Raw genomic sequence first — 15,803 nt, 5'->3', positions numbered from 1 at the left:
GCGTCTGCTGCGGGTCGGACTACTCGCAGGCGACGCCGTCGCCGTCACGGTCGAGCTTCGAACGGTAGCCAGGCTCGTGGCTGTAGATGGGGGTGACACCCGCGCGGCGAGCTTCTGCGCAGGACTTGTAGTGGCCATTGGCAGGCAGCTTGCCACTGCGTGCCGGCGCGGGTGCTTGCTTCGGAGCTGGAGCCGGGGCTGGCTTTGGGGCAGGGGCCGGCTTCGGTGCCGGTGCGGGTTTCGGTGCTGGTTTTGGAGCAGGAGCTGGCTTCGGGGCAGGATTCTTTGCTGGTGGTCCAGGGATAATGCCTGGCAGTGGATTCGGGATGATGCGTTGCTGGACCGCCCAGAACGTAGCACCAGCGCCGATGCCCAGTACCGCGAGGATGCTTGTGACTGCGATGGCGGCGATGGCGCCGTCGGAAAGCCCTTCTGAAGGGGTCTCCGGCTTGGAGGTTGTGGTGGTTGTCGGGACAGGACTTTCAGGAGCGGCGTGTGCTGGTGCTGCGACACCGAGCGCGAGCGAGCAGGCGAGGGCTGCTGCGATAGTTGTTTTTCTCATGTGTACAGCATGTCATAAACATTGGAAAAGCCTGAAATGGCATGTTGCAAGAGGGTGGTTGCAATCCCTCACTCGTCGCCGTGGAGGTATGAAGCCTGTGGGCTTTTGTAAAAGCTCTTTACATGTTTTTCGCTAATTCGCTGTCTTGCAAGCTTTCCCCTGAGCCAGTCAATGGCGGCTTCACCTCGTTTTAGTCGTTCTTCGTTTTCACCAAGCTCTGGTCCACCGCACGAGGTCGAGCCATCCTTATCAGCGATGGGGTGTGCGAACAACCTGGAGCTCGGAGAGTGATTTCATGCAGATGGAAAAGGCGAAGCGGTTTGTGTATGAACCATCACATAAAACTCTTGAATCGGTGGACATTATTGGTTATGATCAGGGCAATGCTGGCGATAAGTCCTCCAGGGGAGGACTTCTTACCCCGATAGGTGAGATAGCCAGCTTCTCTATGTTTTATGGGCGCCCCCATGGAAGGAACAAACTCGCAAGCGTCGGTTTAATGCACGGCTCAAACCATGTGCATTTCTTACCTTCTAAATGCCGCTGCACAGCCCAAAGACCGTAATCAGCTACTTGCAATCCCCACGCTGAGGGCGCGGTCCACACACATAGCGTGATATTTCGCTGTATCTGACTGCACACTTCTTCTACTGCTTGTCGCGCAGCTTCTCTGATTCCTTTGGTACCGAACTCTGCCACAATGACGAACAGCTCGTCTTGAGGCTCGGAAACTTGGAGGGCGATTTCTTTGAGGTGTAAGTACCAGGCTGTCTTGTAGAGACCCATTGGTCCAGCATCTTTGATGTGCGGGTATGCGTTTGACTTGTACAGGAAGGTTGTATCGAAGCGGGGCGCTTGCTTTTGGATGAGGCTGAACATTTCGTTTCGCGTTCTAGCAGAGTCGTCGACGGCGTGGAATCCGCGGGTGAGCTTAATTCCTTCTTTGGAGCGACTAGCGCGTAGGTGGAGACCCTGTAGGAGGTCGTCTCCGTGTGTGTCGTGCTGGAATGTGGCGGTTCCGAAGCCGAAGTAGGTTGATGCTCCGCCACCTTGTGGGTTCGGTGTCCCGTCGTAGTCAAGGTTTCCGGTTTCGTCGGCGTAGAGGTAGATGCGTTTATTCATGGCTTTCAGAGAAGTATTACAGTTTCGATCAAGTAGGCAGGTTTCGCGGTTATGCTTGTTGTCTTTGTCTGATTGCGTGGTCGCTATCAAGGTCTTGCCAGGTGGTGACAACGTAGGTTGTGGCGTCTAGTTTTGTGCGAGCAGGTTCGGGTTGTGCCGATAGAGGCGTTCACATAGCTCGGCCTCTAGCGGGGAGACAGGCAGGGGTGCAACGAATTGGTCAGCTTGTCGTTCTCGGCGGGCATGGAGCGACTCGCTCATCCCTGCGTGGCGCCCGTGGGTAGCGTGCCCCGACTCGTGTGCAAGTGCGTAGCGCCGTTCGATTGGGCGCAGACCGGGCGCAAGCAGAATCAGGTCGTAGTTGGGGAACTAGCCACCAGCGTCACCTGCGAGCCATACAGCGTCATCGACATCGACCTACACGCCGAGCTCGCTAGCCATGTCCAGCAGCGCAATGAAATCAGACGTCAACGGTATCTCCTTATTTGCGGTGCGTGGTTGGCAATTGCGTCACGCTCGCAATCTGTGACTCCACGGGCGCCGCCTCAGCGCTAAGGCGAGTCAACTCTGTGAGATCAACCGGATCGACGAAGGTGTTCTCCATCAGCACGTGGACAGGCTCGTGAACTTGCCAGCCGCGCCCGGAGATTTGCATGCGCAAACTCCGGTAGCGCTTGTAGTCAATCAGCTCGAGCTCATGGGTTCGTCGCACAATCGCTTGAATAGAACAGCCCCACTGCGATTTCAGGTGCGCATAGTCAGACAACGTCGCCTCTGGTGTGACGTTGTCAGCGACAAGCTGCGGGGGCATCAGCAATGCCCCCGCAAATTGGTTGGCTTCAGTCTCAATTACAGGGAGGTCGCGCCGGGTTGTTGCGGTGTGCAGGATGAGGTGGCCGAGTTCGTGGGCAAGGCTAAACCTGTATCGGTCGCCGCTACGTTGCCGGTTGAGGGCAATGACGCGCAGAGGTGCTGCTGTGGGGGTGGAAACGCCGTCGAAGTTGGTGCCGTCGACAACGTCGTCGGGAAGTGATGTGACGATCACACCGCATTGGTGCAGTGCTGCTGTCAGGTTGCCGATAGCGGTATCGGGTGCGAGTTGTAGGTGTTCGCGGGTGCGGGCGGCTGCTTCTTCGATGACGATCTGGTCTAGTGGTTGATCAGGCAGGTCTAGCTTTGGCAGGCTGCTGGTTTGGTCGGGGAAGCGGCGTTTGAGGTAGTGCTCGGTAATCGAGAACGCGGTGGCGATTTTCTCCGATTCGGGTTGCCCTAGTCGTGCTGTTCGGAACAGGAGGTCCGGTGAGTCGTAGTAGTCGATGGGTTCTTCAAAGAACTCGCGGGGAACCTTGGTGACAAACTGCGCGGTAGTCAGGAGCCGTGGCGACAGGTTGCGTCGTTGGCGTTCGACGCTACTAAGCGTTGATTGCGAAACCCCGAGCTCTGCGGCGAAGGCTCCTTGCGTGTAGCCAAGCAGAATTCTGATGTGTTTGAGGTTTGTGCTTGCAGTGGACATGTAGCTGGTGCTTTCTAGGTGCCGAAGTTGAACTCTTGTTCGTCGGCGCGTGTTGGGTAAAACTTGTCTTCGGTGATCTTCTCGTTGGGAGTAAGTAGCTGGAATTCTTGCGATAGTTTCCTTGCCTCTTCAAGGGTGCCTTCGCCGTCGAAGAGTTGTATCGAAAACTTGGTAATCGAGTCCGTCTCCGGCTTCGGGAACTCCCAGAACAATACGATACGGCGTTTGTTTTCGATTAAGGGTTGGTCCGGGGTCTCTATGGGGGAGTTGCGGAATCCTTTCTTGCGGCGCACCACCAGGAAGGCGTCGTCGTTCTCAAACCATAGGCGGGTGGGAAACCCTGATGCTTCGCAGAGTTTAAGACCTCCGAGTCCGCTCTCGCGGAACTGCCGATGCAGTGCTACGAGCATGGCTTCACGGTCTAACCCTGGGTACTCATCGAGGTAATCGACGTAGGGCAGATTTCGGCGGTAGTCCAGCGCGACACCGACTGCTTCGCGTAGCTCGTCGTGCTGCTTTGTTAGCTGCTTGTGGATACGGCGCACTAGTAGGGCGTTGTCTTGGCGGGGATGGGGCATCGTTACTCCTTTATGTAACATTCCGTGTGATATTTTCACACTTTAGTAATAATATCACTCGAACTGTTACATCGGTCGGGGTAAGAGGGTTATCGCGGTGACTTTTATGAAAGGGTGCCCGTTGCTCCCGTCGACCTCATAGCGTCGACCAACGCAGGCCAGCGCGATTTCGATCATTTGGGGCTATTCTGTCGATTTTGCGCTGACCTGCGTTGGTCAACCGGAGTAGGTCGACGAGAGTGGAGCCTCCGTCTGCCGACCCGCTAGTCTGAAACGCAAAAACCCGAGGCAACGCCTCGGGTTGTAGTTGCTCCTCCAACTGGGCTCGAACCAGTGACCCTTCGATTAACAGTCGAATGCTCTGCCAACTGAGCTATGGAGGAATATGTGCTTGAAAGCAACGAGCAATACTTTAACCCGGATGTTGGGATTTGAAAAATCGCCAGGTGGGGGCGTGTTTCGTGGACATGGAAGGTGGGCGGTATGTAGGGTGGGCGCTATGAAACACTCACTGCTTGCACTCACTGTTGCTTCGGCTGTGTCCGTGTCGGCCGTCCAGGCGCCTGTCGCGTGGTCGGAGGAGAACTCGGCGGGGGAGAATGCGCAAGGGGCGCAGCAGACGACAACGAAGGATGGCAGCTCCGGCAGCTCCGACGGCGAGGAACTGAGCCCGGCTGCAATTGCGGGGATCACGCTTGGTGTCCTGGCCGCTGTTGGTGCGGGCGCTGCGTTCGCGGTGTCGCAGGGGCTGATCCCGAACGTGGACCCGAAGGTGGTTGCTGGGCTGACGGGGTTGTCGTCGACGGTGCCGGGGTTGGCGGCGTTGGGCTTCGGAGGGGCGTCGATAAATAAGTGCTCTCCGCAGGCCTTTGATGCGGCGATGCCGGGCTGGCCAGGCGTGACCGGGACGACTGTGCTGTACTGCGAGGGTCAGTGGGCCGTGGCGGGGCAGAAGCAGTCGGACTGGATTGTGCCGTTTGAGCGCAAGGGGGATCGCTGGGTGGCGCTGCTGCCGGATGGGACGTCGAAGCGCGGGCTGAACTCCGCGTGCTACAACGGTGACGCGCTGCGAGGCCGTGGTGCGCCACAGCAGTTTGTTGACAAGATTCGGGTCTGTGCCCCCGATGAGATCGGGCGGTAACGTGTCGCTGTAGTCTTGCAGCGTGGAAAAAGAGGATTTCGAGTAGGCGCGCTGGTGCTTACTGCGCTGGTGATTGCGTTGGTCACCGCGTTTGCGGTGTTGAAGTTTGTGGTCCCGAACGGCCTGCAGGTCGGTCGGGAGGAGATCAGTGAGGCGTCGATAGGGGCGTCGTTTAGGCAGGTGGGGGAGCTCTCGGTTGAGGAGTATGCGTACTCGAACGTGGGCAACTACGACAATAAGGGGCTTGAGCTCGCGGGTGTGAAAGTGCCGCTGACCGGGCGCAACTTCTTGCTGAGCTACAGCGGGACCGTCAAGGCGGGCATCGCGGACGTCGAGGCGATCGGCGTCAACATTGACGACGCCGCCCAGACCATCACGGTGCGAGTCCCGGAGGTGAGCGTGACCTCCTCGGAGATCGACGATAAGAGCGTGCAGGTGTACAAGCAGTCGATGAACCCGCTCAACCAGGTCAAGGTGGAGGACGTCACTGGCTTCCTCGCCGAGGAGAAGACGCGTGCGGCGGACCGCGCGGTCAAGGAGGGGCTGCTGGATCGTGCGCACACGCGCGTGGAGGAACTGATGACATCGCACGCGGAGGCGCTCAAGCAGGGCACCGCGATGCAGGACTACGACGTGCGCGTCGAGTGGGTGCGCAAGTAGCTATCATGTGGGCATGATTTTAGAAGAGCACCTTGCATCCTGGCCGGTGAAACACTGCGCGGCGGCGCTCGTCGGTAAGTGTGAAGAAACCTACGGGGACCAGCACCGTGTGTTTGAACTGGCGAGCGTGACCAAGCTGCTCGCCGCGTACGGGGTGCTGCTGGCGGTGGAGGAAGGCGCCTTCGAGCTGGACACCCCGTGCGGGCCGGAAGGCTCCACGGCGCGGCACCTGCTGGCGCACGCCAGCGGCGTCGGTTTTGATAGCAGGCGCCCGCAGAAGCCAGTCGGGGAGCGGCGGATTTACTCCTCGGCGGGCTATGAGATTCTCGCGGTCTTCGTGGAGGAAACCACCGGCATCGCGTTCCCGGAGTACCTGCGCGAGGGAGTCTTTGCGCCGCTCGGGATGGAGACGGCGGTGCTGGAGGGCTCCGCGGGCCACGGGGCGCGCGCGAGCGTCGCGGACCTGAGCAAGTTCGCCGCGGAACTGCTGCAGCCCACACTGCTGCACCCGGACACCGTCGCGGAGGCGTTCCGCAACCAGTTCGGGGACTTGCGTGGGGTGGTGCCAGGCTACGGGATGCAAAAACCATGCCCGTGGGGTCTCGGATTTGAGATTAAGGGGGACAAGTCCCCCCATTGGACGGGGGACACCATGCCGGCCGACACGGTGGGGCACTTCGGTATGGCGGGGACCTATCTGTGGGTTGCGCAGGGCCAAGCCATGGTCGCGCTCACTGACGAGCAGTTCGGCGAGTGGGCCAAGCCCTTGTGGCAGGAAACGAACACTGCCATCTGGAACGCCCTGCTTTAGACTCGGGGGCATGCACGATACACACACGCCACCCCCGGAAGCAGGCCACCGCCTGCCGCCCGGCCAGGTTTGGCCCCTCATGCTTGCCCTGTTAACCGCCGTCTTCGCGTTCCAGCTGAACGCGTCCATGCTGGCGCCCGCGCTGGCGACGATGGAGCGCGAACTCGACGCCACCACCTCCCAGATCGGGTTGACGCAGACCGCGTTCTTTACCGCTGCAGCCCTGTTTTCCCTGTTTATGCCGCGGTGGGGAGATTTGATTGGGCGTCGAAAAGTGCTGGTGGGCATGATGGTGGTCACCGCGATTGGCTCGGTGGTTGCGGCGCTGGCGGCGAATGTCACCATGCTGTTCATCGGGCGCGTCATTCAGGGCGTGTCGGGGCCGACGGTCGCGCTGACGTCCGTGATGCTGCGCCAGGAGGTGCGCGAAGAGAAGCAGTTCGCGCTGCTGATTGGCATCTTGACCTCGATTAACGGTGGTATCGCGGGTATCGACGCCATCATGGGCGGCTGGCTCACAGCTGCCTTCGGCTTCCGCTCTCTGTTCTGGGTGATCGGCGTCTTCGCGGTCGTGGCGGTGTTTGCCGTGCACTTCGGCGTGCGTGAGACGAAGTCCGACGCCGGCTACGCCATGGACTGGAAGGGTGTGGTCCCGCTGGTCGTGGCCGTCGGCGCGATCCTGACCGCGCTGAACGAGGCCGGTGCGTTGGCCGCCGCGAACTGGTTCATGGTTATTGTTCTGCTCGCGGTCGGCGCGGTGGCGCTGGTGGTGTTCTGGCGCATCGAGTCCTCCACGGAGCACCCGCTGGTCGCCCCGCACCTGCTCAAGGAGCGGCGCACGTGGGCGCTCTTGACGACGACCACCCTGACCATGACCGGCATTTTCGCCGTGATGAACGGCCTGGTCCCGAACCTTGCTCAGGACGAAACGTTCGGTCCTGGGATGTCGGCGGGCGTGGTGTCCTGGTGGACGCTGACCCCGTACGCGCTGGCCGGCCTGGTGTTCGGCCCGATCGCCGGTTTCTGTGCCGGGCGGGTGGGCTACAAGCTCATGCTGCAGATCGGGATCGCCGGTGCGTTCCTGTCGGTGGTGTTCGGCACGTTCGTGGTGTCCAACCCGACGAAGGGCCTGCTGTTGGCGCTGTCGGTTGCCGCTGGTGTGACCTACGCGGGTATCGCGAACATCATGCTCGGGTCGCTGCACGTGGTGCTGGCGCCGAAGACGAACCAGGGCTACCTGCCTGGCCTGAACGCGGGCGCGTTCAACCTTGGCGCCGGTATCTCCTTCACCGTGATCTTCGCGGTGGTGGCCACGTTCGCCGACCAGAACGGCGGCTACCGCGCCGGCATGATCGCTGGCGCGGTCCTGCTCATCGGCGCGTTCTGTACGTCGTTCCTCATCCCGCGCCCCGAATCGCTTCCTGACACGATCGCCGCAGAAGACGCGGCACGAAAGAAGGTGCAGTAAATGACAACCAAGATCATCCTCGACTGCGACCCAGGCCACGACGACGCCGTGGCCATCCTGCTCGCAGCCGGAAACCCAAACATTGAACTCCTAGGCGTGACCACCGTCGGTGGCAACCACACGCTGGAGAAGGTCACGCGTAACGCGGCGCAGGTGCTGACCGTCGCAAAGCTCACGGACGTTCCGCTGTACGCGGGTGCGACCCGGCCGATCCTGCGCGAGGTGGAAACCGCCGAGGGCATCCACGGCGACACCGGCATGGAAATCCACGGCTTCGAGCTTCCCGAGCCGGCGCTGTCGGTGCAGGAGACGCACGGTGTGCAGTTCATCATCGACACGATCATGAACGAGCCCGCCGGGACCGTCACCCTGGTACCTACAGGCCCGCTGACTAACATCGCGCTTGCAGCCCGGCTGGAGCCGCGCATCGTCGAGCGCGTCAAGGAGGTCGTCCTGATGGGTGGGGCGTATGGCACCGGCAACTGGACGCCAAGCGCGGAGTTCAACATCATCGTCGACCCGGAAGCCGCCCATATCGTCTTCAACGAGAAGTGGCCCGTCGTCATGGTTGGCCTTGACCTGACACACCAGGCGCTGGCGACGAAGGAGGTCGAGGAGCAGTTCGCTGCGCTGGGCACGAACGTCGGCGACTTCGTAGTGGGGCTCTTCGGTGCGTTCCGCAAGAACTACCAGGACGCCCAGGGCTTTGATGACCCGCCAGTCCACGACCCATGCTGCGTCGCCTACCTCATCGACCCAACTGTGGTGGAGACGGTCAAGGTACCGGTGGACGTCGAGACGCAGGGCCTGCTCACCACCGGGCGCACCGTGGCCGACTTCCGCAGCCCCGCGCCCGCGGACTGCCACACCTCCGTGGCCACGAAGCTCGACGCCGAACGCTTCTGGGACATGGTGCTCGACGCAGTAAAGGCGCTGGGGTAGCAGCCAGGTAGCTCCTGACCCTCAAGTAGAGCTTCAGTAAACAGGGGGATCAACCAGTTGTTGAGGGTTGCTCGGTGTGTCTCGTGTCATGCAAAGTGATGTGAGAGGCCGTTGGGGAAGACGAACCTCGTCTCGCACGAAGATGTGCCCGCCTAGTCAGCGGGCGCGGAACCGGCTAGTCACCGGGCGCGTGCGCCGCACTGTCACACACAGAAGGGTCCCCACAAATGACAACAACTCTCGTTGCCCCGCGTACGTGGCGCTCTGTCTGCGCCGCGCCGACGACCTCCGTCATGAGCATCCAGGACATGCCCGCCGCAGCGCGTATGCGCGTCGAAGAGCTCCTGCTCATGCTCCCGGACGCGCCAGTCAACCAGGAAGCACTCTGGGACGACGCCTGGTTCACCCGCTGGCGTCGCGACGCCTCCGGCACCTACCAGTGCCGCGAAACTTTCCGCGCGACCCCGGACGTCACGCGCAGCTTCGCGGACGCGCTCGCGACGCTAGCCGCCGAGTACGGCTTCAGCGCCAGCATCGAAGCGGCAGGATAGGGCTAGCTGTACGCGCCGTCGCCGAAAGGATCGGTGATGACGTCCACAAGCTGGGCAACGGAATCGATCACCTTCGTTGGCCTGTACGGGTAGCGGGCGATCTCGGCGTCGTCCGAAATTCCCGTGCGCACCAGCAGCGTGCGCATGCCGGCCTCCAGGCCGGACTTCACGTCCGTATCCATCCGGTCACCAATCATTACCGTGTGCTCCGAGTGCGCGCCGATATTGTTCAGCGCCGAGCGCATCATCACCGGATTCGGCTTGCCCACGTAGTACGGCTCCATCCCAGTCACCGACGTAATCATCGCAGCCACCGCGCCCGTCGCCGGGAGAATGCCGTTCGGGCCCGGTCCCGTCAGATCCGGGTTCGTGCCGATGAACCGCGCACCCTTCAGGATCAGGTTGCAGGCCGTCGTGATCGCCTCAAACGAATAGGTGCGCGTCTCACCCAGCACCACAAAGTCCGGATCCTGGTCCGTCAGGATCCACCCGGCCTCGTGCAATGCCGTGGTCATCCCGGCCTCACCAATCACGTAGGCCGAACCCTCTCCGACCTGCTGCGACAAAAACGTCGCCGTGGCAGTCGCGGATGTCCAAATCCGTTCCGGCTCAATCTGCAAGCCCATCCGGACCAGCTTCGCCGAGAGGTCCCGCGGGGTTTGCATCGAGTTGTTCGTCAGCACCATAAACGGAATCGATTCCTCGTGCAGGCGCTGAATGAAGGCGTCCGCGCCGGGAATCATCTGCCCTTCCTTGTGCAGCACGCCGTCCATGTCGGTGAGATAGGAAATAGTCACGCTACGCTCCTTTGTAGTCCTCGTGCCCTTCAATGTAGGCGCACAGCTCACCCAGCGTCGAGTGCTGCCGGTAGGTTTCCTCGTCAATCGGCACGCCAAGCTCTTGCTCGATGCGCACCGCAAGCTCGATACGATCTAACGACGCCAACCCGGCGCCATCCAGCGTGGTCTCCCGGTCCAGCGCTTCAGCGTCCTCGCCGGTCACGCGCTCAATCAGGCGCGTGAGCTGAGCGAACGCGGAGGCATCCTCGGTGTTCGCGGTGGGGTCGGAGGGGGCGTCGTCAAGCTTGAGGGCGCTTAAATCTAGGCGTTGTGAGAGTTCCATACCCACATAATAAGGTGGAAGCATGCTGCAAACAGTTGCCTACCTCCGATCGCTCACGCCCAAAGCGCGCCGACAGCTCGTGGAAACCCGCGAACTGTTGCACACTGGCGATGGCGAGTACGGGCTCAAGCCGGACCGCGAAGGCGTGCTCACCGTCGAGGACGGAGGAGAGCGCATCAACGTCCACTGGTACGAACTCGGCCCCGAGGATCCCGACGCCGTCACCGTCGTCTACGTCCACGGCTTCAACATCGCCGCCGAAGAGTTCTTCCTGCAAACCGAAGACGTCGCAGGCCACGGGGTGCGCCAACTGTTGCTTGACCTGCGCGGGCACGGGCAGACCGGCAAAGTCGACCCCGAACTCTTAACTATCGACGCCGCCGCCGACGACGTCGCCGCCGTCATGCGTGAGCGCAACGTGCGCGGCCCCGCCATCGTGGTCGGGCACTCACTCGGCGGACCGATTTCGCTTTCGATGATGCGGCGCTACCACCACGAATTCAACCTCGCGGGCTCGGTGCAGATCTCCAGCGCGGTCGAACCCTTTACCGTCCAAGGCCTGCCGCAGATCCTGGCCGGGCCGATCGGGCGCTTCATCGAAGGCGTCGTCGCCGTGACCCCGCACTTCGCGGAAGGCGTGCGGCAAGTCGTCACCGACATGCTCACCCCGATCTTGGCGCTCGGGTTCTACTTCCGCCCCATGAGCTACCAGCTGGTCCAGTTCCACGCCGCCATGATCCGCGAAACACCGCTGGAAACCTACGCAGGCTACTTCGAGGACCTGCTGCACCACTCGGAACTCGACACCGGCGAGGTGCTTGCCACCATCCCCGGTTACATCCTCGTCGGCGACCACGACGCCGTCACCCCCGTCTCCCAGAGCGCGAAACTCCACGAGATCTGGCCCCACGCCTACATGCAAGTACTGCCCGAAAGCGGCCACATGCCGCCTCTCGACGCCCCCGGCGCCGTCAGCACCGCCATCAACCGACTCATCCAACGTATTACCGAAGACGTGAAATAACCCATGAATTACAAACTGATTGCCGCCGCCACCGCCGCAACCTGCGCCATCGCCTGTGCTCCTCACGCGGTGGCTACTGACGTGAAGGACGCTGACCGCTACCAGCCCACCTTCCATACCGAGCCCCGCTACGTACCGCTGGTCCCAGGTCAGCTCTACACAGAGAGCACACGCTTCACCCCGACCGGAGCGCCGGAGGGGACAACGTTCTGGGTCGCAGGCGGGGGAGAAACGCAAGGAGTGCCCATCGTTGCCACGATCGAAAACGACACGACCCTCGTCGTGCGCCTCCAGTTCTTCAACTGCGACCAAGTCGAAGCCGGGCAGCTCCACGCACCGAGTTGCACCACAGTCCAGCGCGGCGAAAACACCCGCACACTCGACATCGGTGTGAAATACCCAGACGGGACCACGGAGTACATCAGCGTGCCGGTCTCGCTCGTTGCCGATCAGCGCCTGATCTACGAGCCCGTCTACAAACCAGTCGAGGTCGCCCACGGTACATCGTTCACAGCGACACCGTTTAATCTTCGCGAGCGCGTCGAACTCCCAACCGACGCGAAGTTCGAGCTCATCGACCCACCCACCGGGTGGGACCTCTCCATCGATCCCGTCACCGGCACCGTCAGCGGCACCGCCACCGACGCCGCACGCACCCCCTCGACCGTCACGGTCCGAGCCACCTTCGAAGACGGCACCACCCGCAACGCCTACCTCCGGATCAGCCACGACGGCCCCAACCCGCCAGAGCCGACGCAACCGCAAACACCCCCAGCGGACTCGAACGGCTCCTCGGGTTCGAGGGCGCTCGTCATCACGCTAGGGGTGCTCTCTACGCTCGCGGTGGTCGGGGCGCTGTTCGCAGCGTTGGCGCCGAACATTCCGGCGCTCGCCCCGTACCTCCCGCGCTAGCCCTTAGGCTTCGGTTGGGTCGTCGATCTTCAGGTCCTTCGCGGCCTGCGCGGCAACATCCATCTCGATCTTGCCCTCGTTCGCCAGGCCCATCAGCGCCGCAACCACCATCGACTCGGCGTCAATATTGAAGTAGCGGCGTGCCGACTCACGCGTATCCGAGAAACCGAACCCATCCGCGCCAAGCACCAAGTACTGGCCCGGCACGTACGGGCGGATCTGCTCCTGCAGGTCCGTGGCGAAGTCGGACGTCGCAACGTAAGGGCCCTCCGTCTGCTTCAGCTGACGGGTGACGAACGCCTCGCCGACGTCCTCGCCCGGGTGCAGCAGCTGCTCGTTGGCCACACGCGCACCGTCGCGCGCACACTCCCCCCAGGACGTCACCGAGTACACCGAGGCGCCCACGTTGTAGTCCTCCTGCAGGATCTTCTGCGCGCGAAGCGCCTGCTGCATACCAATGCCAGACGCCAGCAGCGACACGTTGTGCTCGTGCTTCTCGCCCTCGTCGAAAAGGTAGATGCCCTTGTGCAGGCCCTCAACGTCAAGGTTCTCTGGGCGCGCCGGCTGGTGCGTCGGCTCGTTGTAGACGGTGATGTAGTACATCACGTCCTCGCCGTGGCCGTCGCCGTACATGCGCTCGATGCCCTTGGAAATCAGGTACGGCATCTCGTACGCAAAGGCAGGATCGTAGGTGACCACCGCCGGATTTGTCGACGCCAAAATCGGCGAATGACCATCCATATGCTGCAAGCCCTCACCAAACAGGGTGGTGCGGCCAGCAGTCGCGCCGATGATGAAACCGCGCGCCATCTGGTCGCCGGCGGCCCAGAAGTTGTCGCCCGTGCGCTGGAAACCGAACATCGAGTAGAAGATGTACATCGGGATCATCGGCTCGCCGTGCGTCGCATAGGACGTACCGGCCGCGATGAAGGACGCCGAGGAACCATCCTCGTTGATGCCCTCGTGCAGGAGCTGGCCGTCCGTCGCCTCGCGGTAGGACAGCTGCAGGTCATGGTCCACTGGGACGTAGTTCTGGCCCTGCGGGTTGTAAATCTTCAGGGTAGGGAACCAGGAGTCCAAGCCGAACGTGCGCGCCTCATCCGGAATGATCGGCACCACTCGCTTCCCGATCTCCTTATCGCGCATCAACGCCTTAAAGGTACGCACCAGTGCCATCGTCGTGGCAACTTCCTGCTTACCCGAGTCCTTGAACATGGCCTTGTAAGCCTTCTCAAAGTCCTGCTGCTGTTCCAGCGGCGTGAACTTCACACGACGCTCCGGCAAGAACCCGCCGAGCTCCTCGCGGCGCTCCTTCAAGTACTTGATCTCCGGCGCGTCCTCGCCCGGGTGGTAGTACGGCGGCAGGTACGGATCCTTCTCCAGCTCCTCGTCGCTGATCGGCACGCCCTGCTTGTCGCGGAAGCGCTTCAGGTCCTCCAGTGTGAGGTTCTTCATCTGGTGCGTCGCATTGCGGCCCTCAAAGTTGTGGCCCAGGCCGTAACCCTTAATCGTGTGCGCCAAAATGACCGTCGGCTTGCCCTTGGTCTCCAGCGCACGCTTGTACGCTGCATAGATCTTGCGGTAGTCGTGGCCGCCGCGGCGCAGCGCCCAGATCTCCTCATCCGACATGTCCTCGACCAGCTTCAGCGTCCGCTCGTCGCGGCCGAAGAAGTGCTCGCGCACAAACGCGCCATCATTGGCCTTAAACGTCTGGTAATCACCATCCGGAGTGGTATTCATGACGTGGACCAGCGCACCGTCCTTGTCCTTCTCCAGCAGCTCATCCCACTCGCGGCCCCACACAACCTTGATCACATTCCAGCCAGCGCCAATGAAGAAGGCCTCCAGTTCCTGAATGATCTGGCCGTTGCCGCGGACGGGGCCGTCGAGACGCTGCAAGTTGCAGTTGACCACAAAGGTCAAGTTATCCAGGCCGTACAGCGACGCCATGTGCAGCAGGCCGCGCGATTCCGGCTCGTCCATCTCGCCGTCGCCGAGGAACGCCCACACGTGCTGCTGATCCGTGTCCTTAATGCCACGATCCTGCAAGTACTTGTTAAAGCGAGCCTGGTAAATGGCGTTCATCGGGCCCAAGCCCATCGAGACCGTTGGGAACTCCCAGAAGTCCTTCATACCGTGTGGGTGCGGGTACGACGGCAGACCACCCTGCGGACGCGAATGTTCCTGACGGAAACCATCCAGATCGTCTTCCGTCAGACGACCCTCCAGGAACGCACGCGCGTACATGCCCGGGGAAGCGTGACCCTGGTAGAAAATCTGGTCGCCGCCCTGCTCAGCGTCCTTGCCGTGGAAGAAGTGATTAAAACCAACCTCATACAACGCCGCCGCCGACGCATACGAGGAAATATGGCCACCAACCTTCACACCCGGACGCTGCGCGCGGTGCACCATGATCGCCGCGTTCCAACGCATCCAACGGCGGTAACGCTTCTCAATCTGCTCATCGCCAGGGAACTCCGGCTCCATCTTCGTCGGAATCGTGTTCACGAAATCCGTCGACGACAACGCAGGCAAATCCACCCGCTTCGCCGACGCACGCTCCAACAGGCGCAGCATCAAAAATCGAGCACGCTCCGGCGTGGACTGGTCCAGAATCCCATCAAACGAGTCAATCCATTCTTGGGTCTCTTCCGGGTCCGTATCGTGCAGATACGAAGCGACACCCTCGCGGATCAACGGGATGTTGGAGTCATTATTGTGTTCAGCCAAGGAACGTCCTCCTAACGTTTCGGGCCTGTAACCAGCGAGGCACAGGCGGGAATGAAAACCTGCAAAACAGGATACGTGGTTTCAGCCAATTGCGTTGAACGTCACAAAACTCGAGGGCCCCCGACGGCCGTCGCATATTTGTCCGGTAATGTGTAACCCGCAGATGTACACTAAACGGCATATTTGCATACAACACTCATCTCATTGGGAGGAATAAGAACGTTGGGCGCCAACGGTGTCGATACATACGCTGACCGACTAGGGGTCAATCAAGGCGAAATCGTCCAAGAAATCGGCTGGGACGACGACGCCGACGCAACCATCTCCGAAGCGATCGAAGACCGCATCGGCGACCAACTCCTCGACGAAGACGCACAAGACCTCTGCGACATGATCCTGCTCTGGTACCGCGAAGACGACGGCGACCTTGTCGACGTCCTCGTCGATTGCTCCCGCAACCTCGACGACAACGCCCGCATCTGGCTCATGACCCCAGGCGCCTCCAAGCCCGGCGGTGTACAACCCGGCGTCATCTCCGAATCCGCCCAACTCGCCGGCCTGGTCCAAACCACCGCCGACCGCTTCGGCGAATGGCAAGGCTCCTGCCTCCGCTCCGCCGGTGTGCCAAAATAGGCGTTTACCTGCCCGTTTGTTGTTAATTTTGCGA

General features: G+C 61.4%; 16 protein-coding genes and 1 tRNA gene. 9 read left to right on the top strand and 8 right to left on the bottom strand.

From position 1 onward, the window contains the following. Window positions 1–19: 19 nt before the first annotated feature. The 5 genes from HMPREF3170_RS03930 to HMPREF3170_RS03910 all read right to left on the bottom strand — a co-directional run bounded on the left by HMPREF3170_RS03930 (window position 20) and on the right by HMPREF3170_RS03910 (window position 4,158). Entirely contained in the window at window positions 20–562 is a 543-nt protein-coding gene (locus HMPREF3170_RS03930) for an excalibur calcium-binding domain-containing protein (protein ID WP_070362136.1), read from the bottom strand. Between the two features lie 453 nt (window positions 563–1,015). Continuing rightward, complete coding sequence (locus HMPREF3170_RS03925; RefSeq protein ID WP_070362137.1) at window positions 1,016–1,684, bottom strand: DUF3800 domain-containing protein; 669 nt, start codon at window positions 1,682–1,684, stop codon at window positions 1,016–1,018. 481 nt (window positions 1,685–2,165) lie between these two features. Continuing rightward, window positions 2,166–3,197 carry an XRE family transcriptional regulator gene (locus tag HMPREF3170_RS03920; RefSeq protein WP_070362138.1) on the bottom strand — a complete coding sequence of 344 codons (1,032 nt, stop codon included), beginning with the start codon at window positions 3,195–3,197 and terminating at the stop codon, window positions 2,166–2,168. A 14-nt stretch (window positions 3,198–3,211) separates the two neighbouring features. Continuing rightward, window positions 3,212–3,775 carry a hypothetical protein gene (locus HMPREF3170_RS03915; protein ID WP_070362139.1) on the bottom strand — a complete coding sequence of 188 codons (564 nt, stop codon included), beginning with the start codon at window positions 3,773–3,775 and terminating at the stop codon, window positions 3,212–3,214. 310 nt (window positions 3,776–4,085) lie between these two features. Further along, a tRNA-Asn gene (locus tag HMPREF3170_RS03910) sits at window positions 4,086–4,158 on the bottom strand. A gap of 116 nt (window positions 4,159–4,274) precedes the next feature. On the opposite strand from HMPREF3170_RS03910, the gene HMPREF3170_RS03905 reads away from it, so the two are divergent. The 6 genes from HMPREF3170_RS03905 (at window position 4,275) to HMPREF3170_RS03880 (ending at window position 9,348) form a co-directional block, all read left to right on the top strand. Beyond that, complete coding sequence (locus HMPREF3170_RS03905) at window positions 4,275–4,916, top strand: hypothetical protein (RefSeq protein ID WP_070477961.1); 642 nt, start codon at window positions 4,275–4,277, stop codon at window positions 4,914–4,916. A 54-nt stretch (window positions 4,917–4,970) separates the two neighbouring features. Continuing rightward, window positions 4,971–5,576 (top strand): DUF4230 domain-containing protein, encoded by a 606-nt coding sequence (locus tag HMPREF3170_RS03900; RefSeq protein WP_168161616.1) that lies wholly within the window; start codon window positions 4,971–4,973, stop codon window positions 5,574–5,576. A gap of 13 nt (window positions 5,577–5,589) precedes the next feature. After that, on the top strand, window positions 5,590–6,387 hold the full coding sequence (locus tag HMPREF3170_RS03895; protein ID WP_070478042.1) for a serine hydrolase domain-containing protein: 798 nt from the start codon (window positions 5,590–5,592) through the stop codon (window positions 6,385–6,387). 10 nt (window positions 6,388–6,397) lie between these two features. Continuing rightward, a complete protein-coding gene (locus tag HMPREF3170_RS03890) occupies window positions 6,398–7,855 on the top strand; it encodes a uridine transporter UriT (protein WP_070477959.1) in 1,458 nt (485 codons plus the stop codon). Continuing rightward, a complete protein-coding gene (locus tag HMPREF3170_RS03885) occupies window positions 7,856–8,797 on the top strand; it encodes a uridine-preferring nucleoside hydrolase UriH (protein ID WP_070477956.1) in 942 nt (313 codons plus the stop codon). 227 nt (window positions 8,798–9,024) lie between these two features. Beyond that, window positions 9,025–9,348, top strand: coding sequence for a hypothetical protein (locus tag HMPREF3170_RS03880; protein ID WP_070477953.1), 324 nt, complete (start codon window positions 9,025–9,027; stop codon window positions 9,346–9,348). A gap of 2 nt (window positions 9,349–9,350) precedes the next feature. Here HMPREF3170_RS03880 and HMPREF3170_RS03875 read toward each other — a convergent pair whose 3' ends face one another. Both HMPREF3170_RS03875 and HMPREF3170_RS03870 read right to left on the bottom strand, forming a co-directional pair. Next, complete coding sequence (locus HMPREF3170_RS03875; RefSeq protein ID WP_246814907.1) at window positions 9,351–10,145, bottom strand: HAD-IIA family hydrolase; 795 nt, start codon at window positions 10,143–10,145, stop codon at window positions 9,351–9,353. A 1-nt stretch (window position 10,146) separates the two neighbouring features. After that, the gene (locus tag HMPREF3170_RS03870) at window positions 10,147–10,470 is read right to left on the bottom strand and encodes an acyl carrier protein (protein ID WP_070478040.1); all 324 of its coding nucleotides are present in this window, start codon (window positions 10,468–10,470) and stop codon (window positions 10,147–10,149) included. Window positions 10,471–10,492: 22 nt separating this feature from the next. On the opposite strand from HMPREF3170_RS03870, the gene HMPREF3170_RS03865 reads away from it, so the two are divergent. Beyond that, the gene (locus HMPREF3170_RS03865) at window positions 10,493–11,494 is read left to right on the top strand and encodes an alpha/beta fold hydrolase (RefSeq protein WP_070477951.1); all 1,002 of its coding nucleotides are present in this window, start codon (window positions 10,493–10,495) and stop codon (window positions 11,492–11,494) included. A 3-nt stretch (window positions 11,495–11,497) separates the two neighbouring features. Further along, entirely contained in the window at window positions 11,498–12,406 is a 909-nt protein-coding gene (locus HMPREF3170_RS03860) for a Rib/alpha-like domain-containing protein (RefSeq protein ID WP_070477948.1), read from the top strand. 3 nt (window positions 12,407–12,409) lie between these two features. On the opposite strand, the gene aceE is transcribed toward HMPREF3170_RS03860, so the two are convergent. Then, window positions 12,410–15,136 carry a pyruvate dehydrogenase (acetyl-transferring), homodimeric type gene (aceE, locus tag HMPREF3170_RS03855; RefSeq protein ID WP_070477945.1) on the bottom strand — a complete coding sequence of 909 codons (2,727 nt, stop codon included), beginning with the start codon at window positions 15,134–15,136 and terminating at the stop codon, window positions 12,410–12,412. A 222-nt stretch (window positions 15,137–15,358) separates the two neighbouring features. On the opposite strand from aceE, the gene HMPREF3170_RS03850 reads away from it, so the two are divergent. Next, entirely contained in the window at window positions 15,359–15,769 is a 411-nt protein-coding gene (locus HMPREF3170_RS03850) for a DUF3052 domain-containing protein (RefSeq protein ID WP_083290848.1), read from the top strand. Window positions 15,770–15,803: the final 34 nt, after the last annotated feature.

This window comes from Corynebacterium sp. HMSC08D02 (assembly GCF_001807505.1).
GTDB classification, from domain to species: Bacteria; Actinomycetota; Actinomycetes; order Mycobacteriales; family Mycobacteriaceae; genus Corynebacterium; species Corynebacterium pseudogenitalium.
Note: the sequence above shows the minus strand (reverse complement) of the source record. Positions and strands in the feature narration are given on the sequence as shown.